The sequence below is a fragment of the Chryseobacterium indologenes genome, from assembly GCF_018362995.1.
Classification (GTDB): Bacteria; Bacteroidota; Bacteroidia; order Flavobacteriales; family Weeksellaceae; genus Chryseobacterium; species Chryseobacterium indologenes_G.
On record NZ_CP074372.1, the window covers coordinates 1,466,857 to 1,487,370 of the forward strand.

Genomic DNA, 20,514 nt, shown 5'->3' on the forward strand with positions numbered 1-20,514 from the left:
TTCTTTATTTGAAAAAAATATATACCGGGTTTTATTTATTGGAAGCAATATAATTGCCTAATAAAGCTTTCCCTGACTGTTTTGAAAAAGTTCTTCCTAGTCTGAATATATTAAACAGCCAAAGGCTTTGATAAACTTGTAATTTGTATTGATAATTTTTCGTTGTACTGTTCTCCGCTACATCATAACTGTAAGAAATATCATACGGAAATCCTGAAGGCAACAACCCCACTGTAAGCATACTTCCTATCATAGGATTTCCACAAGGAGGTGTACGGGTCAGCATCGGATGCAGTGTGATTTTAGCTGCATGGGTACTGTCTTCCACGATTTCATAAATATCAGAATGTTTTAAAATTTCAAACTCTCTCTTAAGGTCTTTATTCACTACAAAAGCCTTTTGCTTAGGAAAATCAGCTTTCGCTCGGTTATACTCTTTAGGATATGCAGTGTACGATGGAATGCAGCTCCAGAGTGAAGCCGAAATTAAGAAAGAATAGATAGCAATTTTAAAACCCTTCATGTACTATTTCTTAATCTGTTTTTTAACTTCTTTTGCTTCTGCAACAATTTCAGGGAAATCCTTATAGTTTGCAATGATCTGATCACAGGTATAACTCGCCTGGTAATTATCCTTCAGACCGATATAGTTTTTCGCCATCAATACCAACGCTTTTGCTCCCCAGAATTCTTCTGATGCATAGTTATTGGCTAGCTTAAAGATCGTCTCATTAGAAGACTTGAATGCTTTCCCTTTGTTCTGATAGTATGCTTTTGCATATAAAGCTTCCGCAGCTACAGAAGTGTTGGATGATTTTTCAAGAGCAACATAGGCAGACTGTGCGTCTTTATCTTTTCCTGAATTCATCAGACTTCTTGCTTTGATCACTTTTGCAGTTTCAATAACAGCTGCTGAGTTTTTAGAATTGGCGATTACTGCATTGGCTAATTTTTCAGCTTCGGAGAAGTTATTTTCTTCTGCATACAGCTTCATTAATTCAACATTTGCATAATTTTTAATGCTGATATTGGAAGAATTCTTAATGCCTTCAAGGTACTTTTTAGCTTCCGCTGTATTCCCTTGTGCAATAAAGATCTGAGCTAAACGAGTTTGTGCATCATCCTGGTAATCGTTCTGAATTCCAGCAACTTCCTGAAGCACAAGTAAAGCTTTAGTTGAATTATTGGTTTGGTAATAACTTTCTCCCAATTCATACTTCGCCTGGTACAATCCTTCTCCTGTCGGGTTCTGTGTAAGATACTTTTCGTAGTAAGAAATTGCGTTTTTATAATCTTTCTTTGCAAACAATTGTTTACCTGTTGACAGATTGATTTCATCAATTTCTGCAGTATCCACATTCACCCCAATATTTCTTGCAAAAGTTTCATATCCTGAAACATCCCCGTTTTTCGTGAAGATAGGTTTTGCAGCCTGAACAACTTTCTGAGCATAGGCTGTATTTTTATACTGCTCACCCAGAGATTTCAGTTCAGAAAGCGCTTTGTCATTCTGGTTCTGATCGATGTAGTTCTGTGCTCTGTAAATTGAAGCATTAGCAATTAAATCTTTATCAGCAGATCCTTTAATCACTTTTCCGAAATAATCATTGGAGTTCGTAAAATCATCCTGAGCGGCATAAGCTGTTCCAATTTCGTATTGAGCATCATCGTAATATTCAGAATCCGGATATTTTGATAAAAGGTTTTTAAGGTTGTTAATCTTCGCCTGAGTATCTCCTTTGAATCCTAAAGCCATTGCTTTCTGGTACAAAGTATAATCCGTTGCATCTTCGTTCTTATCATAGATGGCAATCGCTTCGTTCAGATCATTATTGGCATAATGAATATCTGCAAGACGAAGTTCTGCATCATTTTTAAACTCCGGTTTCGGATTGGTAAGATATTGTTTGAAATAAGTAGCAGCCTGGTCAAATTTCTTGGATTTAAAATAAGCATATCCTAAATCATATGGCAGCTGCTGCTTTTCAGGGAAGTTTTCGGTAAGAAGCTTTTCATAACGGGTGATGGCAGACGGGTAATTTCCTTTCTGGTAATACACCTGTGCCAGCCAGTATAAAGCTCTGCTGTTAAATTCTTTATTAATATTGAAACCAAGACTTCTTAAGAAATATTTCTCAGCTTCATCATAGTTTCCTTTGTTGAACTCTTCAGTCCCCAATAAATAAGAAACCTCCTGGTCTACCTTGTTGATCTCAGGAGTGGAACTCTGCAATCTGTCAATAGCGTTCAGAGTTTCTTTATAGTTTCCGGAATACAGATAAGATTTTACCAATAATGATCTCATTTCTGAATCATTGGCACCATTCTGATTTTCGTTGATATAACTTTGAATAACCGCAGAAGGGCTTTCAAACGGGTTTCCGATATCGTAACTTAATTTAGCATACTGCTCATGAGCCAGCTTTTTCACTTTTGCATCATAATCCATCTGATAAGAAGAACGGAATGCAGAAAGAGCTTCCTGTTTTTTACCTACTGCCAGATAAGCATTTCCCAACTGGTAGTAAGCATTCTGTGCCAGGGCTGAATTGCTGTTCAGAAGCTGGTTGTAATAAGAAACCGCTTCATCATATTTTTTCAGCTGTGCAGCCACAAATCCCATCTCATACAAATCATTTTCAGAAGGATTCTGCTGAACACTCAGATAGTCTTTCAAATGTGGATAGGCAGAAGTATAATCATTCTTCATGAAGTAACTCTCACCAATGATCTTATGAACTTCCGCTTTATAAGAATCTGAAATATTTTCGTTCAGTAGAGCAGTTCCTTCCGTAATTGCCTGATCGTATTTCTTATCATTATAATACATCTGTACATAATAAGGACGTACCAGCTTAGAGAACTTATCCTGATCCTTTATAGAATCAAAATACTGGAAAGCTTTATCATTTTGTCTGTTGCTGTAATATAAATGCCCCAGCATATACGCGATATCTCCTTTTTGAGACTGATCCGCTGTTTTGTAGGCTTCTTCCAGAGCATCAGTAGCTCCTTTAGAATCACCCGTCATGAATTTTGCATATCCAAGCTTCAGAATATAATGTGTATTCTCTTCTTTTGAAAGCTGATACTGGTTTACTTTTTTCAAAGTCTCCAAAGCTTTATCAAAATCTTTTTTTGCCAGGTAGTAATCTGCCAATGGAAGATTAGCCTGTGCAAAATAAGCAGAATTCGGATATTCTTTCATGAAAGCTGTTAACCCTTCTTCAGCATGATTTTTCTGAAGAATCACGCCAATTACATTATCAAAAAATTGTGCGCCTTCCTTTTTTGAACGGGACAAATTCTGATTGTAGAAATATTGTCTTGCATATTCGTATTGAGAAGCGTTGTATATTTTGGTCTGATAAAGATTTTCGGCTAGATTAAACCTGTAATTTTCTTTCTGGGTAAAATATTGGGACTGTTGAGCATCGGAGATTCCGAAGTAAATGACCGCAGCCGCTAAAAGTATTTTTTTTGATTTCATTCTTCTTGATATAAGAAAATTAGTCTAAATAAGTTAACGAAAATATTAAAAACTTATTGTTTAAGCAAGTTTTAACAGAATTATCAGGCTTAAATAGCAAATTAACAACGATGAAAATTTTCTCACCATTCAATGATAAAATTTACTACTTTCGTCTGATAAAATGTAAACAATTTTAATAATAAGTTATCAAAAACGTATTTTAAGTTGAATACTTTTTCAACAGCAGCTAAAAACATACCATAAACACCCCATCACATGAAATTTAAGATACTTTTAGCATTAATTTTTGTCAACCTCATGCAGGCACAAAAATTTTACTTTCCAAAGACCGCTGTAACTGACTCTCTTATACTGGAAAAACAGATGCCGGAACTTGCACAGCAAGTGATCCCCCAACTTCAATCCGAAAAAAATAAACCGGAAAACAAGGTCGACCTTCTGGATAATCTTTTCCGTTTACAGATGATAGCTCAGGATTATAAAAATTCTTTGGCTTCTCTGTCGGAAAACCGTAATCTCTTTGCTGATCACCATATGGGAGATTATAGGTACATTGGGTTTGAATTGTACAGCATGGCTAAACTGGCACAAAAGGAAAACAATATCTCTTTTTCCAATGCTTTTGAGAAAGTATTTAACCAAAAATATGAAAGCCTTCCGGAAAAACTGATTCCCAGACTGCCTCTTGCGGTTGACGGCAATGTAAGAGAATCCAGAAAACAAATGAAGGTAATACTGGACGCGCAAAAGAACAAAGACAGTATTGATTACAAAACCGCTCTATCATTATGTAAAAGTTATCTGAACTATAAAACCTATTCCAGCATCAAACCTCAGGTGATGAAGCTGCTGGCGTCAAGGGATAAGGAAAAATTCATTATTGAAACCAGAGATCTTAAGATAAAAAATGGGAATACCCTGACGATTACCATTGTCCGAAAAAAAGGAAACACTTCCCCGCTTCCAGTAATTCTTACCAATAATATTTATGCAGGTCTATTTGATGAATTCTTTGGAAAGAGAGCAGCTACTTATAATTATGTAGGAGCTGTTGTCAATACCCGCGGCAAGAGAAACAGTAATAATGTAAATGATCCCTTTGAGCATGAATCAGAAGATATCTATGAAGTGATAGACTGGGTAAGCAAACAGCCATGGTGCAACGGAAAGGTAGGAATGATCGGTGGAAGTTATTTAGGTTTCAGCCAATGGGCAGCTGTCAAAAAACTGCATCCTGCATTAAAGACAATCGTTCCGCAGGTTGCTGTAGGAATCGGGATCGATTATCCTGCTCAGAATAATATTTTTATGAGCTATATGCTTCAGTGGATACAGTATGTCACCAACAACAAACTTACGGATGAAGTAGACTTTGGTAATTTCGCAAAATGGAATTTAATCAATACAGAATGGTATAAAAGTGGAAAATCATTCAGAGCCTTGGACACGATAAGCGGGAAAACCAGCAAAATCTTCCAGCGATGGCTGGATCATCCGGCATATGATGAGTACTGGCAGAAAATGGTTCCTTACAAAGAGGATTTTTCTAAAATAAACATTCCTATTCTGACAACAACCGGATATTATGATGATGATCAGATAGGCGCACTGTATTATTTTAAGCAGCACCATCTATACAATAAAAATGCAGACCATTATCTGGTAATAGGTCCTTACAATCATGGAGGGGCACAGAGTTTCGGTTTTACTTACGTGAACGGCAGCCCTATTGATCCGGTGGCCAGAATAAGCATTGATGACCTTGCTTTTTCATGGTTTGATTATATTTTGAAAGAAGGCAAAAAACCTGAAATTTTAAAAGACAGAATTAATTTTCAGGTGATGAATACCAATACGTGGAAACATGTTGCTGATCTGGATAAAATGCATACCTCAACTGTAAAATTCTACCTTCAGGACAAGAAAAATACAGCTTCAGTGTTTAATAAGCCGGAAACCCAAAGTTTCACAAAACAAATTATTGATTTCAAAAACAGAGATCAGAAGGACACCTATTACAAAGTCAGCAAAAAAGACAGTATAAAAACAACGACTTCCATTATTTTTGAAAGTGAAGTACTGGATAAGGATATGATCATCAGCGGAAATCTGTCCGGATTCTTCAATGTTTCCATCAACAAAAAAGATTTTGATACGGATACTTATCTGTACCAGATTCAGCCGGATGGAAAATCTTCACTACTGTCCACTCATATTGTAAGAGCCAGCTATGCAAAGAACAATGAAGTAAGACAGCTTCTTGAGCCCAATAAAATGGAACAGATTCCGATTAACAACTCGTATGTTATGAGTAGAAAGATAGAAAAAGGAAGTAAACTGTTATTATTAGTCGGCGTTAATAAAAATCCTAACTGGCAGATCAATTACGGGACTGGCAAAGATGTAAGTGATGAAACGATAAAAGATTCCGGGGAACCACTGGAAGTAAAATGGTATAACGACAGCTATGTGGAAATACCTGTTTATAAAGACTAAAACCTTTTGTTTGAGCATTTTTGCCTAAATGTTCTTAACAACTGTTAACATCAAAATAAAAAATCATTACATTTGCTTTTTTTCAAATCAAATATAGTTATTGAATGAGTCAACTTTTTAGAAGAAAAATCTATTCAGATACAGACACTTCAACGGGGCTTTTAAGAGTCTTGGGAGTATGGGACATTGTATTTTTTGGTATTGCGGCTATTATTGGAGCTGGAAGTTTCAGCAGTTTGGGAGAAGCCGTTTTCAGAGGGGGTCCCGGTGTCATCCTTTTATATTTGATTTGTGGTTTTGCCTGTGGGTTTACTGCTTTATGCTATGCTGAATTTGCCAGCAGAATACCTACCGCAGGTTCTGCCTACACGTATGCCTACGCCAGTTTTGGTGAACTGATTGCCTGGATAATCGGCTGGGCTCTGATCATGGAATATTCTTTCGGAAATATTTATGTAGCATTTTCGTGGTCAGATTACTTCACGAGTTTCTTAGGTCGCCTCGGAATGCATATCCCTGATTATCTGACCTGCAGCTATACAGAAGCAAGGAAAGCCGTTCAATATGGTTCAGAAAACAAAGAACTGTTAAATGCATGGAAAACAGCACCATTGATAGGAAGCTTAAAATTTATTGTAGACATTCCCGCATTGGTAATCAACGGTTTAATCACATGGCTTTGTTATGTAGGAGTAAAAGAAAGTAAAAACTTCAACAACTCTCTGGTAATCTTAAAACTGGCAGTGATCATATTGGTAATTCTTGTAGGCTGTGCCTATGTAAACACTGAAAACTGGACCCCAATAAGCCCAGCTACCGGAACACCTTCCTTTATGCCGAACGGTTTTGCCGGGGTAATGAGTGCAGTATCCGGAGTATTCTTTGCTTATATTGGATTTGATGCCTTGAGTGTACTTTCCGAAGAAACTAAAGATCCACAAAAAACCTTACCAAAAGGGATGATCATCTCTCTTGTATTATGTACGGTAATTTATATTGCATTAACACTCGTACTTACAGGAATGGTAGATTATAAAAAGTTTGACGGCGTGGGAGATCCACTTTCATTCATCTTTGAAAAAACAAATGCTAATGTAGCCTGGATGGAGCTTGTTGTTTCCTTTGTTGCTATTGTTGCTATTACCACAGTATTATTGGTTTTCCAGATGGGACAGCCAAGAATCTGGTATGCGATGAGCCGTGACGGACTGATGCCCCAGAGATTCCAGAAGGTACATCCAAAATATAAAACCCCTTCTTACGCAACTGTTGTTACCGGAATTGTAGTAGGTATTCCAATTCTATTCACAGATAAAACATTTATCCTGGATTTTACGAGTATCGGAACTATTTTCGCATTCGTATTGGTATGTGCGGGAGTACTTATGCTTCCTGCGAAAGAGAAAATCAAAGGCAGATTTCACCTTCCGTATGTGAATGGTAAAATTATTTTCCCTGTTGTTTTCATCGGTGGCTTACTAGCCTTCTACAAATGGCAGCCGGAATTTTTTGACAACCTGATGAACTGGTCAGATCCTAGCGAAGGAGAATTCAGAGCTTCTATTTTCTTCTTTATCATCATCAACCTTATCTTATGTGTGGTAGCTTTTATCAAGAACTTATCATTGATTCCATTGGTTGGGTTAAGCTCATGCCTGTATCTTCTAACGGGAATGAGCCATGAAAACTGGTTCTGGTTCGGAATGTGGTTCCTGATCGGTATGGTTATTTATTTCTGCTACGGATACAAAAACAGTAAACTTGGAAAAGAATTAAAGAATAGCTAAAAAATAGTAGCAAACTGCGAAAAGGCAAAATGGCAAAAAAGTTGAACATCTGAAGAGACTGATTTGCGATTTTGCCTTTTTTGTTTTTACGCTCTAAAAAATCGGCCGAATTATTGCTTTAACTTCAATAGAATCAATAAACTAACCTACCATGGCTGAAAGAATTAAAACCTACAGAGAATTTTACCAGTTTTACCTTACCGAACACAGTAAAACAGGAACCCGGATTTTTCATTTTATCGGAACACTGCTCGTATTTTTCGTTATAGGATATGTGATCAGTTCCGGAAAGGAAAGGTTTCTCTGGTATATTCCGATTTTCGGATATGGATTTGCCTGGTTCAGTCATGCTGTGATTGAGAGAAACAAACCTGCCACTTTCAAGTATCCGTTGTGGTCTTTAATTTCGGATTTCAGATTGTTTTTTGAACTGCTGATTGGTAAGCAGAAATTCATAATGCCTAATAATAAACCTCAGAATCAGGAATAATTTTACATTTTTTCCTTTATTTTTTTGCTCAAAATTATTGAGTGTTGGGAAACGCAAAGGCGCAAGAGTTTATGTGTTGCGTATATTTTAAGACGCAAGAACATTTCTACTTCGCTCAATATTAGATTTTCAGCAAAATTATACGAGATCAATTTTATCGAAGATAAAATCCTTGCGTCTTACATGCACATGCTTGTAAGAATCTTAGCGGCTTTGCGTTTTCCAACCTTCTATGTTGAGATTGCTTCACCTTCGGTTCGCAATGACTATAATGGTTCGCAATGACTATAATTCCGTGGGATTTTGTTTATTTGGATAAAGCTTCTTCCCTATCAGATATCCCAATGAGGGCAGAATAAAAGACAATATCACAGGAAATAATAATGACAGACCGGAACCCTCAAGAATAATCGTTAGAGGAAAAAGATATCCATTATAAACAATGAGTGCCAATGTAAAAAGAAAACTGTCACTATTCCCGGTAGAAAGAATATTGAAATCGCTTCCAAACTGATCGAATAGGCCGGAACAAACTAATAAGAATACATTCACAAAAAACACCCACAGTACCGTTCTGTAGATCATTCCCTTTCTTGCATTCAGATATCCGGCAAAGATCAGAAGCAGAGATAAAATTCCTGAAACAAAAAAGTCTATACCAGAAACATCCGTCTCACCGCCAATTCTTCCAAAGAAATACATCGCATAGAGAACAATATTAAGGAGATAGGTTATCGTTACATAATTCATACATCAAAAGTTTACTATTGGCCGTTAGTATTTTTTCTCAAGGATATCGTAGTGGATGGTGTTTACCATTTTTTCAGCAACAGCATTTCCTTTAACTTTAATTGGGTTGGGAATATAACTTGAAAAAGTCATTGTGCTATCTTTATTCAGGATTACTTCCACTTCTTCAAGAATATTCTGCTCATCTACATAAAACTGAATTCTGTTTTCTATGATTCTCCAAAAAGAAAGTCTTGGCTCAGATGGACTGCAGTCGCCTGTTTTCCCTTCTATATAATTATAAATGGCATATCCGTCTTCCCTGATGGCATAATTTCTCATCAAGCGGCAGTTATCAAATTCTTTTACCACTTTCTTTTTATTTTCATAAAACCCGGCTTCCTTCAGTTTCCAAAACCCAGTAACGTCTTCTTTCTTTAATTTCTGGGCATTAATACAAGAAACTGCCATAAGAAAAGCAAGAGAAAATATCTTTTGCATAGATAAATTTGTATGTGTTTTTTTATATGATTTTAAACGAATATACAATAATTAGAATAAAGCAAAGAGTTTCAGCGGGCGGCTTCGCCGCCCGCTGAAACTCTTTGCTTTGAATCCAGTTTTTATTTAAATTTCTTCTTAAAACTAAATTTAAGCCTGTTCATCAGCCCCCGTTCTATGATGTCAATTCCAATTCCGAAATTGCTGTCTGCAACAGTATGATGGTCTGTTCTGAACTTTTCAAACTCACTTTGCGGAATTTCAAGATTGATCAGAGGATTGTATTCAATGTATACACTTGCTCCGTTCTTGCTTACTTTTTTACGGCTTTTATAATCAAAATACGGATTGGCAATGGTGCATTCCTGAACCGTATATTTTTCTTCGGTATCAATTTTCTGATCTGTATAGAGATTAATCTCATACTTTTCGGTATCGAAATTATGCCAGAACGATAAATCTTTATGCATAAAATCCCTTGCGCTGGCCTTTATAACATTTCTGTCAAAATACATAAGGAAGCGGTTGTTCTGCGGATCTACATAGTAAGGATTCTCAATGATAGCGGTATATTGAATCTTCACTTCATTTAGTTTTTTATCGTCGCTTACTACATCAATGGCTGCATCTTTGAATACATTTCGTACATCTGTACCATTTCTGTCGCCTGAGTAATTCAGAGCATAGAAAAGGAAATTATTCCAGCTGTCTATAATTTCTCTTTTGTTGGTACTTTTAAAATACCTTCTCATGGCATTGGCCCTGCTTCCTTTGTAGGTTGTTGACAAAGTAAACCTCCCAACATTTCCCTGTGCATTAAAATCTACTTTTTCATCAATACAGAAATAAGGGAATCGATAGGGTTTTCTTACCTGAAGCTCCTGATCTTTTTTCACTTCCAGATAATGCATAAAATACATAAATCCTCTGTTTTCGATCAATCCGAATTCATCACGGATCGTAGCATCAATAAAGTATTCCTGACCTTTGTAATTCACTTTTACAACAACATGATTGAAGCTCAGCAGTGACGGAAGATAATATTTGATATAATAATCTGTATTAAAATTCACCAGTACAACAGAAGCATCCACACCAATATAATCAAGGATCACTTTTAATAAAACGGATTTCGCTTTACAGTCTCCCTGCTTGTTTTCATAGGTTACAGAAGGTGCCTGAGGCTTGTGCCCATTCATTTCATCCGCATTGAAGATATAATAGATATGGTTCTGAACATATTCTATGGCAAACTGAAGTTTTTCACCCTGATCCGTAATAGCATCCAGCTTTTCAATCAGATTCGGAGCAAAATCCTTCAAGGAAGAGCTATTGAAAACCTCATCATAAAGAGGCACAATATAATTGGAAAGATCTTTCCAGCTGCTTTCTGTAGCAAAATCCACATAAGGGAAAATTTCTCTTCCGGAATCTACAGGATTAATATAATTCTGCTCTTCTATTACAAATCTTTCTCCTTTTTTCAAATGATTCGTTTCCGGCTCCAGAACATTTCCCTGCTCGTCTCTGAAGAATGTCTTTTTATAGGCAATCGTCTGTTCACGTTCATTGATAAAAGTGAATTTAAAACTACCATACGCCCAGTAATTATCCGGGCTTACCCACACATATTTTGAGAATTCCTTTCTCAGGAAATCCCGGTCTGTAAATTCTTTAATCCTGGAATCTTCCAAGATCAATACATCATACAGCCTGAGATCTTTGATAGTAATATTGATTTTTTTATTACTGCTCAAAACACCTCCGCTGCTCTGGTTTTCGCTGTCAAGAACTTTAATATTCGTATCCGGAATTTTATCGATCAGCACCCCGTCTCTCAAAACACTGATCCTGTGAATCTGATAGACTTCATTTTCTTCCACAATGACATCAGACACGGAAGCTCTCTCCAGATTTCCCGGCTCGTTCAGTGTATACGCCATGCAGACATATTCACTGTTTTCCGTATTGCTGGTATAGTATTGTTTCTCTAAAAAGTAGCAGTAGTCCCGGCCTTCATCAATTTGTTTTTTGGCAAATTCGGAGTCTTTGATTCTGTTTTTTATTTCCTCATCCCCAATATTTCCTGCCCACATTTCAGGTTTTTGAATCCTGTAATTTTCAACTTGCATTTGATTTTCCATATTTATTGTAAGAATTATGTTTTGTGGTTAGTGTTTAAAAACTTCAAATTAAATGATTAAAAAAATAAAAAGCAATAGCAGAAGTACTACAAATCCAGAAAAGCCAGTTCGGCATGGTAATTGCGAGGTATGGGAAAAAAATCAAGTTTATGAAAAGTATCGCAACAATTCTAAAAGGGGCAGCACCCGCATTAGCATTATTCGCAATGACGCAATGTACAACAGCAGCAAGTGCATCGGCAGGAGATGAAACAACTTTCATCGTAGGACCACAAACCGCAGACTGTACTGGCGTAGCTCCTATGAAATGTCTGCAGGTAAAAGAAAACGTTTCCGGAGACTGGACCAATTTCTACAGCAATATTGAAGGGTTTACCTATGAACCAGGTTACGAATATGTTTTAAAAGTAAAAACAGAAAAAATAGCCAATCCACCCGCTGACGGATCCTCTATAAAATACACTTTGGTAAAGCAGGTTTCTAAAACAAAAAAGAAAGAAATGGCATCCAATGAAAAAACACTTATTGTAGGCGCACAAACTGTAGACTGTTCTGCAGGAGCAGGGCGAATGAAGTGTCTGCAGGTAAAAGAGAATGCTTCTGAAAGCTGGACCAATTTCTACAGCAACATTGAAGGGTTTACCTATGAACCGGGTTACGAATATGTTTTAAAAGTAAAAACAGAAAAAATTGCGAATCCTCCAGCTGATGCTTCTTCCATTAAATATACATTGATAGAACAGGTTTCTAAAACGAAAAAATAACAAAAAAAGCTTCTGAAAATTTCAGAAGCTTTTTTATTATTTAGAATGGAAGCAGGAAGAATGAAGCTCGAAGTTACTTTTGATCAACTAGGAAAAGTCAACAAATGATTCACCTTTACGCTTTTATTTCGCTCTTACTTACAACTTCTCTTTGTTTAAAATCCAGATTCTTTTTGAGGTGGATCCGGATATTTACCTTTACTGGCCTCTCCTACTGTATTTGCAGTAGTCATAGCTACTACAAGATCATTCAGCATGCTGCTGGCTGCCGTTGGTGAATTGGGAAGAAGAACCAGATTGCTTCTGTTACTTGCCCCTATGGAATGTAATGTGTCATAATGCTGTGTCACAACGATAAGTGCTGATGCTTCGTGTGAATTGATCTCTACATTATTCAGCATTCTTACAGACTCTTCAAGTCCTTTTGCAATCTCTCTTCTCTGGTCGGCAATCCCCTGTCCCTGCAGTTTTTTAGATTCAGCTTCTGCTTTTGCAACGGCTACAATTCTGATTCTTTGTGCTTCTGATTCATATTCTGCTGCAGTTTTTTCTCTTTCCGCGGCATTAATTCTGTTCATGGCATGTTTTACCTGTTCATCAGGATCAATATCGGTAACCAAAGCTTTGATAATATCATACCCATAGCTGTTCATAGCCTCCTGAAGTTCACTTTTTACAGCAATCGCCACATCATCTTTTCTTACAAAAACGTCATCCAGTTTTAGTTTCGGAACCTCAGCTCTTACCACATCAAAAACAAATGAAGTAATTTGATTTTCAGGATTTTCCAGGCGATAATAAGCATCTCCTACCTGACTTCTGATAACCTGATACTGAACGGAAATTTTCATTTTGATGAAAACATTGTCTAATGTTTTGGTATCAATCATTACATCCAGCTGTTGAATTCTAAGATTCAATCTTTTAGCAATCTGATCTATGATAGGCAGCTTAAGATGAAGCCCGGAATGCTTTACAGCCTTGAATTTCCCAAAACGTTCAATAATCGCTGCGGTTTCCTGCTTAACGACAAAGAACGAAGCGAATAAAATGATTAGCCCGAAGAAAATAACGGGCGCTAAATATATTCCCATAGTTTTTAATTTTTTGATAGGTCGTAACAAATCATGTTTTGTTAAACATCTTTATTGGTATCTGCTTAAATATATGAAAAATAAATGTAATATTTAATCATTATCCTCCAATAATAAAGCTTGCGAATGAGTCAAAATTTTTAAATTAAAATTATTCCGAAAAAGACTTACTTTTGAATATTCATTACACATTATGGCTGATTCCAAAGAAATATTAAAAGATCATATCTCAAAATTTGCTACTCTTACAGAAGAGCAGTTTGATTATGTTTTTGGGCATTTTAATCTGATTAGTTTAAAGAAAGGACAAAGTCTGATCTCGGAAGGTGATTTTGTAAATCATGAATATTTCGTTCTGGAAGGCTGCCTGAAAGCTTTTTATCTTAATGACAGCATGAAAATGTTTATTCTTCAGTTTGCTATGCCTACCTGGTGGGTGACAGATTTTGATTCGCTTTACAGTAAAACAAGGGCTACCATTAATGTAGACTGCATTACCAACGCCATTATTCTTTCTATTTCCAACGAAGACAGGGAAAAAATCTGCAGTGAAATTCATGAAGTTGAACATTTTTTCAGATGGAGAACCAACAAAGGTTATGTAGCAGCACAGAAACGTTTGCTTTCTTTTATGAATAATGATGCTAAATTCCGGTATGAGGAACTTTTAGCCATGTATCCCCAACTGTACAATCTGGTTCCTAAACACCTGATCGCTTCTTATCTTGGAGTAACCCGGGAAACCCTGAGCAGGCTTCATCAATAATCAACATCTTACAGCCGTTTATCTCCATCCTATTTTGTGAGGTACATCACGTAACTTTTTCTTTCGATCGGCTGAACTTTGTGTCATTAATTAAACCCAATAAAAATGGACACAAAAAATTTTAAAGTCAATAATGAAAAAAGTACGATCGACTGGATTGGAAGAAAAATAACCGGAGCCCACAACGGAACAATCGGTATAAAAGAAGGAAACTTCAGATTTGAAGACGGAAAACCAGTATCCGGAAAATTCATCATTGATACCCGCGCCATCAAAATCCTTGATATTGAGGATGCTGAAACCAATGCCCAGTTTGCAAGTCACCTAACTTCAGACGATTTCTTTAATTCTGATCAGTTTCCTGAAGCTGTTTTCGAAATCACTCATGCTGAACCAGGTGATCAGAATCTGTATTACGTCACTGGAGATCTTACCATAAAAGGTATTACTCATTCTATCAGCACAAGCCTGCATATTGTAACAACGGATGATACCGCTGTTTTAGAGGCTAAAATTGTAGTCGACAGAACGAAATTCAATATCAAATTCAGATCTTCCAATTTCTTTACCAATCTTGGTGATACGTTGATCTACAACAATTTTGATTTAAATATTCATCTTGTTGCAGAAGCAAACTAATGAAACTCAAAAATCAGTTAACCCTAAAAATTTACCATCATGCCATTCATAAAAGTAGATGTGCTTCGCGAAGATCTTAACCGCGAAAAAAAACAACAATTAATCAGAAAAATAAGTGAAGCTGTAACTTCAGTTTTGAATAAGGATCCTCATTTGACCCATATCGTAATCAACGAAATCGAAGATGATAACTGGGGATATGCCGGAGAACAGGTTTCAGTGTTAAAAGAACAAGGATTTTCAACAGAAAAAAAATAAACAGACAATGAAAAAACAAACCGTAATCGTAACAGGAGCCTCGTCAGGAATAGGATTAGAAACAGCACGCTATTTCTTAGACAGAGGTGATAATGTCATCATCAATTCACAAACGGTATCAAAACTAGAGGATGTTTACAATGAACTCGGAGCCGGCGAAAATCTGGCGATGGTTCCCGGAAATGTATCAGAGAAAGCAACGGGAGAAGCTTTGGTAAAGACAGCACTTGAAAGGTTCGGGTCAATTGACGTTCTGGTCAACAATGCCGGAATTTACGAAAACAAACCATTCCTGGACGTTACCGAAGATTACCTTGACCATTTTTTAACAACGAATTTAAAAGGAACATTCTTTACAACCCAGGCGGTGATCCCTCAAATGATCAAACAAAATGACGGTGTGGTAATCAATGTAGGAACGCCATTGGTGTATCATGCTATTGCGCAATCTCCTTCTACAGCACCTATTTCAAGCAAAGGAGCGATCCATGCTCTGACATTGCAATTGGCTGCTGAGTTTGGAAAAGATAATATCAGAGTCAATACGATTGCCCCTGGATTGATCAGAACTCCGATGCATGGTGCCGGTCTTGATAACAATGCAGGAATGCACCTCCTCAACCGTATCGGGGAGCCTGAAGAGGTTGCTCAGATGATTCATGCTGTTGCTAAAAATAAATTAATTTCCGGAGCCATCATCAATGTCGACGGCGGAATGGGCGCCGGGCATTCTTTATCATGAAACTATTATTAATCTTTGCATGGCTGTTCAGTTTTCCATTGAACGGCCATGCACAAAATAAAAAGGATATGAAAACCAGCCCAACATCAGAGACTGAAATAAGAAACGTCATTGAAAATTATTATTTCAAAGGAATTTATGAAGGAAATACAGAACTTCTTAAAAAAGCTTTTTATAAAGGAGCTTTGCTTTTCGGAGATGTAGATGGAGTTCCCTATTTCAAAACGGCAGATCAATATATTGAAGGAGTTGGAAACCGTATAAGTCCCGACAAATCCGGAAAAGATTTTAAAGCAGTGATTCTTTCTGTTGATATCATTAACTCGATTGCTACAGCGAAATTAAATGTAAGAATGTATGATTTTAATTACTATAATTTCATAACTTTCAATAACATCGACGGAGAATGGCTCATCGTGAACAAGACATTGACCAACGTACACCCTTAATTCAAATTTTAATTAAAAATCAACAAAATCATGTGGAATAAAAATAGAATTACAGAATTACTGGGTATAAAATATCCTATTCTGCAAGGTCCTTTTGGCGGAGATCTTTCTACGGTTGAACTGACCTCAACAGTGAGCAATCTTGGCGGATTAGGCGGATTTGGGGCTTATACTTTGTCACCGCAGGAAATTTATGACCTTCATAAAGAAATACAAACGAAAACAGATAAACCTTACAATCTTAATCTCTGGGTCAGCGATCACGATATTATTGATGAAGAGCATACAAAAGAACAATATCAGAAGGCAATTGAAACTTTCAGGCCTTATTTTGATCTTTTAGACACAGATATTCCTGCCCTTCCACCCTCTTTTGAATCAAGATTCCAGAATCAGTTGAATGTTATTTTTGATATTAAGCCTAAAGTTTTCAGCTTTATGTTTGGATTGATGGACGAAAGTATCATTGAAGATCTTCACCAGCAGGGAACTATTGTTTTGGGAAATGCAACCACCTTGAATGAAGCAATTGCGCTGGAAAAAACCGGAGTGGATATCATTGTAGCTTCCGGCTTTGAAAGTGGCGGCCACCGACCTTCATTTCTGGATCAGGCTGAACTTTCTACAACGGGAACTTTTGCTTTGATCCAACTGATAAAAGATCGTGTAAAAATTCCTGTAATTGCGGCTGGCGGTATTGCTAACGGCCGTGGAATTGCCGGTGCTTTTCAACTGGGCGCAGAAGCAGTACAGATTGGGACAGCATTTCTGGCTACTGAAGAATCCGGAGCTTTACCAATACATAAAGAGTTTTTATTTTCCGATGCTGCAAGATCCACCACGCTTACCAGAGCGTATACCGGAAGATTAGGACGCGGAATTACCACAACAATATCACGAGATGTATTGGCTGCCACCGACAAAACATTACCATTTCCGTTGCAGACTCATTTTATGGGTGCACTGAGAAAGGCAGCTTTAGAACAGAAAAAGAATGATCTGGTATTTTTCTGGGCAGGTCAGATTGCTCCGCTTTTAAAGCATAAAAAAGCCTCCACTTTAATGAAATCATTAATCGAAGAGGCTTCTGAATTATTGAATAAATAGAATTTACACCGTCATTCCGATGTCTATTCCTTTAATTTTTCTATATAAATCGGTAGCATAATTATCCGTCATCCCTGAAACGAAATCAATGACTCCGAGAACTTTCTGGTAATCGGTACCGTCATCGTAAATAAATTGCTTTGGAATTAATTTCAAAGCTTTTTCATCATAGGATTTTCTCTTATCTTCCGGTTTCAGAATGGAAGGAATAAAATGATCCAGCAATTCATACATTACATTATATCCTGCATTTTCAATTTCTACAACCGCTTTGTGATTATAGATTTTTTCTACGGAGAAACTTGCAATATCCTGTAATGCTTTATTTTCTTTTTTATAGATATCCAATAGACCGTTGCCAAGATTTCCTTCAAGAATTGTCTCAAAGTTGTATTTGTACATCTCAAGCGATTTATTAATTAAAGCATTGATTACTTTTGCTCTTAAGTAAGAAATCTGTTCGTTTTCGTTGGAAATAGAATTTAGCTTCGTTTCAATTCTCTGAACATCGTCTGTCTCAGATTTTACCAGTTCAAAAAATAAGTTTTTGCAGTCCGCGGTAGAAACAATTCCCAATCTGTGGGCATCTTCCATATCAATGATATTGTAGCAGATATCATCTGCCGCTTCTACCAGCCATACAAACGGATGTCTTTTGAAAATATGAGGTTCTTCACTTTCAGAAATAAGATGGGTTCCTTTAGCAATTTCCAGGAAAATATCTTTTTCATTCTGGAAAAAACCGAATTTCTTTCTGTGAATAATTCCTTTTTTCTTGGCTACAGCCTCACACGGATATTTTGCAATACTTGCCAATGTGGAGAAAGTAAGCTGAATACCTCCCGCATCTTTCCCTTGCTGCTGCTGTGCCAGAACTCTGATCGCATTGGCATTTCCTTCAAAGTTGACCAGATCCGCCCACTCCTTTTCATTGAATTTTGACTTCAGGTCTTTTTCATTCCTTTCAAAATAGCTTGCAATGGCATCTTCTCCGGAATGTCCGAAAGCCGGGTTTCCCACATCATGACATAAACATGCTGCGGCAATTACGTTCCCTAAATTATAGAGATAAAAATTCTTTGAATCTTCAGTAAGCTCATTTTTAAAATCTTCAGCAATGAATTCACCGATAATACTTCCTAAACTTCTTCCTACAGATGATACTTCCAGAGAATGCGTAAGCCTGTTGTGTACAAAAACACTTCCGGGAAGAGGAAAAACCTGCGTTTTATTCTGCAGTCTTCTGAAAGCAGAAGAGAAGATAATTCTGTCGAAATCCCTTTGAAAATCAGTTCGTGAAGCCTTAGTCTGTGGATTGTTTCCTGTACGTTGATTGGTGAAAATCTGGTTTAAATTCATCATTTTTCAAAATTACTCCAAATTTTAATTGTACGGAATAGTATTTAGATTTTTATTAAACAGATCTGTCATTCAAAAAATCTATTATAGTAAACGTTTTTTAGGGATCGGAAAGATTAAAGAAATATTCTACATTTGACGCAACTAATACAACCGAAGAATACTTATCATTCTTCTTTATCCAAATTTTAAAATTCTTTTACAATGACGGACAACACATGGCTCAACAGATGGGACGAAAGGTATAGCAGCGAAGAGTTTGCCTACGGGACAGAACCCAACAATTACCTGAGAGAACAACTTAGTAAATTACAACCAGGCAAAATACTGTTTCCTGCAGAAGGAGAAGGCCGGAATGCGGTTTTCGCAGCAACACAGGGATGGCAGGTCTCCGCTTTTGATATCAGCGCCAATGGCAGAAATAAAGCGTTACAGCTTGCGGAACAACTGGGAACCACAATTGATTATCAGGTTGGAGAACTTTCAACGTTGAATTATCAGAAACAACAGTTTGATGCTATTGCTCTTATTTACGCTCATTTTCCGGGAGATATTAAATCTTCCATCCATCAAATGCTGAATCAATATCTGCGTAGAGGCGGTTTTGTTATTTTTGAAGCTTTCAGTAAAAATCACCTTGAATATATTGCGAAGAATGAAAAGGTAGGCGGCCCAAAAGATATTGAATCTCTATTCTCTATTGAAGAAATCAAGGCAGATTTTCCTGATTATGATCGTATTGAATTAACAGAAACAGAAATCGAGCTCAATGAAGGATTGTTTCATAATGGAACGGGCTCTGTGATTCGTTTTGTAGGACAGAAATTGGTCTAAAGATATTTAAAACAGGTTTGTTTTGGGATAAAAAATTAAGATTTCAGATAGCTATGGAATATTATTTGAATCTTTATCCCAAAACAAACGTATGCCTGAAGGTCCATCCATCATATTAATGAAAGAAAACCTGCAGCCATTTGCAGGTCAGCAAGTGACAGAAGTTTCAGGAAATGCCAAATTCGAGAAAGAAATTTTCATTGGCCAATCCCTTCTGGAAATCCGAACTTTTGGAAAACAAACTTATCTGGTTTTTGAAAAAGCAGCGATCCGGATTCATTTATTAATGTTTGGTTCTTACAGCATTGATGAACAGACCAAGCCGGATAAAAGTTTACGTTTAGCATTATTTTTTTCCACCGGAAGCATCTATTTTTACACCTGTTCTGTAAAATCCGTAGACCTTGAATTTCTCTCCACAATTGATTGGGAAGCCGATGTAATGAGTGATCAGTGGGATCCAAAAAAAGCAGAGAAAAAATTGAAATCGAATCCAAAAATGATGGTTTGTGATGCATTGATGAATCAGGATATTTTTTCCGGTGTCGGCAATATTATTAAAAACGAAGTACTTTTCAGAATCGGAGTGCAGCCGGAAAGTTTGTTGGGGAATCTTCCTGCCAAAAAAAGAAAAGAGCTTATTGCTGAAGCCAGGAATTACAGTTTTGATTTTCTGAGATGGAAAAGAGAATTTATATTAAAAAAGCATTGGCTTGTTCATACTAAATCTATATGTCCGGTTTGTGGACAGAAATTGATCAAAAAACAAACGGGTGTAGGGAAAAGGAGGAGCTTCTATTGTGAAAAAGATCAGAAGCTTTATTAGATCCATATTATTTTAAGTTTTGGCTAAAGCCGTTGA

General features: G+C 36.8%; 19 protein-coding genes. 12 read left to right on the forward strand and 7 right to left on the reverse strand.

Going from position 1 to position 20,514, the window contains the following annotated elements; all coding sequences use genetic code 11:
• Window positions 1-31 precede the first annotated feature (31 nt).
• Both DYR29_RS06655 and DYR29_RS06660 read right to left on the reverse strand, forming a co-directional pair.
• Window positions 32-523 (reverse strand): hypothetical protein, encoded by a 492-nt coding sequence (locus tag DYR29_RS06655; protein ID WP_213279825.1) that lies wholly within the window; start codon window positions 521-523, stop codon window positions 32-34.
• A gap of 3 nt (window positions 524-526) precedes the next feature.
• Window positions 527-3,490, reverse strand: coding sequence for a tetratricopeptide repeat protein (locus DYR29_RS06660; protein WP_213279826.1), 2,964 nt, complete (start codon window positions 3,488-3,490; stop codon window positions 527-529).
• Window positions 3,491-3,748: 258 nt separating this feature from the next.
• Here DYR29_RS06660 and DYR29_RS06665 point away from each other — a divergent pair, with 258 nt between their 5' ends.
• From DYR29_RS06665 to DYR29_RS06675, 3 genes are all read left to right on the forward strand, one after another.
• Entirely contained in the window at window positions 3,749-5,989 is a 2,241-nt protein-coding gene (locus tag DYR29_RS06665; protein ID WP_213279827.1) for a CocE/NonD family hydrolase, read from the forward strand.
• A 104-nt stretch (window positions 5,990-6,093) separates the two neighbouring features.
• Window positions 6,094-7,776, forward strand: a complete 1,683-nt coding sequence (locus tag DYR29_RS06670) for an APC family permease (RefSeq protein ID WP_213279828.1) — start codon at window positions 6,094-6,096, stop codon at window positions 7,774-7,776.
• A gap of 151 nt (window positions 7,777-7,927) precedes the next feature.
• Window positions 7,928-8,266 carry a DUF962 domain-containing protein gene (locus DYR29_RS06675; RefSeq protein ID WP_213279829.1) on the forward strand — a complete coding sequence of 113 codons (339 nt, stop codon included), beginning with the start codon at window positions 7,928-7,930 and terminating at the stop codon, window positions 8,264-8,266.
• A gap of 285 nt (window positions 8,267-8,551) precedes the next feature.
• On the opposite strand, the gene DYR29_RS06680 is transcribed toward DYR29_RS06675, so the two are convergent.
• The 3 genes from DYR29_RS06680 to DYR29_RS06690 all read right to left on the reverse strand — a co-directional run bounded on the left by DYR29_RS06680 (window position 8,552) and on the right by DYR29_RS06690 (window position 11,640).
• Window positions 8,552-9,016 (reverse strand): hypothetical protein, encoded by a 465-nt coding sequence (locus tag DYR29_RS06680; protein WP_213279830.1) that lies wholly within the window; start codon window positions 9,014-9,016, stop codon window positions 8,552-8,554.
• Between the two features lie 24 nt (window positions 9,017-9,040).
• Window positions 9,041-9,496, reverse strand: coding sequence for a lipocalin family protein (locus DYR29_RS06685; RefSeq protein WP_213279831.1), 456 nt, complete (start codon window positions 9,494-9,496; stop codon window positions 9,041-9,043).
• A gap of 122 nt (window positions 9,497-9,618) precedes the next feature.
• Window positions 9,619-11,640, reverse strand: coding sequence for a hypothetical protein (locus DYR29_RS06690; RefSeq protein ID WP_213279832.1), 2,022 nt, complete (start codon window positions 11,638-11,640; stop codon window positions 9,619-9,621).
• Between the two features lie 149 nt (window positions 11,641-11,789).
• Between DYR29_RS06690 and DYR29_RS22795 the strand changes: the two genes are divergently transcribed.
• The gene (locus tag DYR29_RS22795; protein ID WP_249413634.1) at window positions 11,790-12,404 is read left to right on the forward strand and encodes a DUF4377 domain-containing protein; all 615 of its coding nucleotides are present in this window, start codon (window positions 11,790-11,792) and stop codon (window positions 12,402-12,404) included.
• A gap of 155 nt (window positions 12,405-12,559) precedes the next feature.
• On the opposite strand, the gene DYR29_RS06705 is transcribed toward DYR29_RS22795, so the two are convergent.
• Entirely contained in the window at window positions 12,560-13,498 is a 939-nt protein-coding gene (locus DYR29_RS06705) for an SPFH domain-containing protein (RefSeq protein WP_213279833.1), read from the reverse strand.
• Between the two features lie 193 nt (window positions 13,499-13,691).
• Between DYR29_RS06705 and DYR29_RS06710 the strand changes: the two genes are divergently transcribed.
• The 6 genes from DYR29_RS06710 (at window position 13,692) to DYR29_RS06735 (ending at window position 17,459) form a co-directional block, all read left to right on the forward strand.
• Window positions 13,692-14,264, forward strand: a complete 573-nt coding sequence (locus DYR29_RS06710) for a Crp/Fnr family transcriptional regulator (protein WP_213279834.1) — start codon at window positions 13,692-13,694, stop codon at window positions 14,262-14,264.
• Window positions 14,265-14,369: 105 nt separating this feature from the next.
• Window positions 14,370-14,903, forward strand: a complete 534-nt coding sequence (locus DYR29_RS06715) for a YceI family protein (protein WP_213279835.1) — start codon at window positions 14,370-14,372, stop codon at window positions 14,901-14,903.
• A gap of 39 nt (window positions 14,904-14,942) precedes the next feature.
• Window positions 14,943-15,161 (forward strand): tautomerase family protein, encoded by a 219-nt coding sequence (locus DYR29_RS06720; RefSeq protein WP_047421685.1) that lies wholly within the window; start codon window positions 14,943-14,945, stop codon window positions 15,159-15,161.
• Between the two features lie 7 nt (window positions 15,162-15,168).
• Window positions 15,169-15,903, forward strand: a complete 735-nt coding sequence (locus tag DYR29_RS06725) for an SDR family NAD(P)-dependent oxidoreductase (RefSeq protein WP_213279836.1) — start codon at window positions 15,169-15,171, stop codon at window positions 15,901-15,903.
• Complete coding sequence (locus DYR29_RS06730; RefSeq protein WP_213279837.1) at window positions 15,900-16,352, forward strand: nuclear transport factor 2 family protein; 453 nt, start codon at window positions 15,900-15,902, stop codon at window positions 16,350-16,352. The genes DYR29_RS06725 and DYR29_RS06730 overlap by 4 nt, the downstream gene beginning before the upstream one ends.
• Window positions 16,353-16,382: 30 nt before the next feature.
• Window positions 16,383-17,459 carry an NAD(P)H-dependent flavin oxidoreductase gene (locus DYR29_RS06735; protein ID WP_213279838.1) on the forward strand — a complete coding sequence of 359 codons (1,077 nt, stop codon included), beginning with the start codon at window positions 16,383-16,385 and terminating at the stop codon, window positions 17,457-17,459.
• 3 nt (window positions 17,460-17,462) lie between these two features.
• On the opposite strand, the gene DYR29_RS06740 is transcribed toward DYR29_RS06735, so the two are convergent.
• Window positions 17,463-18,818, reverse strand: coding sequence for a deoxyguanosinetriphosphate triphosphohydrolase (locus DYR29_RS06740; protein ID WP_213280591.1), 1,356 nt, complete (start codon window positions 18,816-18,818; stop codon window positions 17,463-17,465).
• A gap of 204 nt (window positions 18,819-19,022) precedes the next feature.
• Here DYR29_RS06740 and DYR29_RS06745 point away from each other — a divergent pair, with 204 nt between their 5' ends.
• The gene (locus tag DYR29_RS06745) at window positions 19,023-19,652 is read left to right on the forward strand and encodes a class I SAM-dependent methyltransferase (protein ID WP_213279839.1); all 630 of its coding nucleotides are present in this window, start codon (window positions 19,023-19,025) and stop codon (window positions 19,650-19,652) included.
• A 91-nt stretch (window positions 19,653-19,743) separates the two neighbouring features.
• Window positions 19,744-20,478, forward strand: coding sequence for a DNA-formamidopyrimidine glycosylase family protein (locus DYR29_RS06750; RefSeq protein ID WP_213279840.1), 735 nt, complete (start codon window positions 19,744-19,746; stop codon window positions 20,476-20,478).
• The last annotated feature ends 36 nt before the right edge of the window (window positions 20,479-20,514 follow it).

Coding starts and splice junctions, on each gene's coding strand:
- DYR29_RS06655 (WP_213279825.1), bottom strand. CDS start 523: ATGAAGGGTTTTAAAATTGCTATCTATTCTTTCTTAATTTCGGCTTCA.
- DYR29_RS06660 (WP_213279826.1), bottom strand. CDS start 3,490: ATGAAATCAAAAAAAATACTTTTAGCGGCTGCGGTCATTTACTTCGGA.
- DYR29_RS06665 (WP_213279827.1), top strand. CDS start 3,749: ATGAAATTTAAGATACTTTTAGCATTAATTTTTGTCAACCTCATGCAG.
- DYR29_RS06670 (WP_213279828.1), top strand. CDS start 6,094: ATGAGTCAACTTTTTAGAAGAAAAATCTATTCAGATACAGACACTTCA.
- DYR29_RS06675 (WP_213279829.1), top strand. CDS start 7,928: ATGGCTGAAAGAATTAAAACCTACAGAGAATTTTACCAGTTTTACCTT.
- DYR29_RS06680 (WP_213279830.1), bottom strand. CDS start 9,016: ATGAATTATGTAACGATAACCTATCTCCTTAATATTGTTCTCTATGCG.
- DYR29_RS06685 (WP_213279831.1), bottom strand. CDS start 9,496: ATGCAAAAGATATTTTCTCTTGCTTTTCTTATGGCAGTTTCTTGTATT.
- DYR29_RS06690 (WP_213279832.1), bottom strand. CDS start 11,640: ATGGAAAATCAAATGCAAGTTGAAAATTACAGGATTCAAAAACCTGAA.
- DYR29_RS22795 (WP_249413634.1), top strand. CDS start 11,790: ATGAAAAGTATCGCAACAATTCTAAAAGGGGCAGCACCCGCATTAGCA.
- DYR29_RS06705 (WP_213279833.1), bottom strand. CDS start 13,498: ATGGGAATATATTTAGCGCCCGTTATTTTCTTCGGGCTAATCATTTTA.
- DYR29_RS06710 (WP_213279834.1), top strand. CDS start 13,692: ATGGCTGATTCCAAAGAAATATTAAAAGATCATATCTCAAAATTTGCT.
- DYR29_RS06715 (WP_213279835.1), top strand. CDS start 14,370: ATGGACACAAAAAATTTTAAAGTCAATAATGAAAAAAGTACGATCGAC.
- DYR29_RS06720 (WP_047421685.1), top strand. CDS start 14,943: ATGCCATTCATAAAAGTAGATGTGCTTCGCGAAGATCTTAACCGCGAA.
- DYR29_RS06725 (WP_213279836.1), top strand. CDS start 15,169: ATGAAAAAACAAACCGTAATCGTAACAGGAGCCTCGTCAGGAATAGGA.
- DYR29_RS06730 (WP_213279837.1), top strand. CDS start 15,900: ATGAAACTATTATTAATCTTTGCATGGCTGTTCAGTTTTCCATTGAAC.
- DYR29_RS06735 (WP_213279838.1), top strand. CDS start 16,383: ATGTGGAATAAAAATAGAATTACAGAATTACTGGGTATAAAATATCCT.
- DYR29_RS06740 (WP_213280591.1), bottom strand. CDS start 18,818: ATGAATTTAAACCAGATTTTCACCAATCAACGTACAGGAAACAATCCA.
- DYR29_RS06745 (WP_213279839.1), top strand. CDS start 19,023: ATGACGGACAACACATGGCTCAACAGATGGGACGAAAGGTATAGCAGC.
- DYR29_RS06750 (WP_213279840.1), top strand. CDS start 19,744: ATGCCTGAAGGTCCATCCATCATATTAATGAAAGAAAACCTGCAGCCA.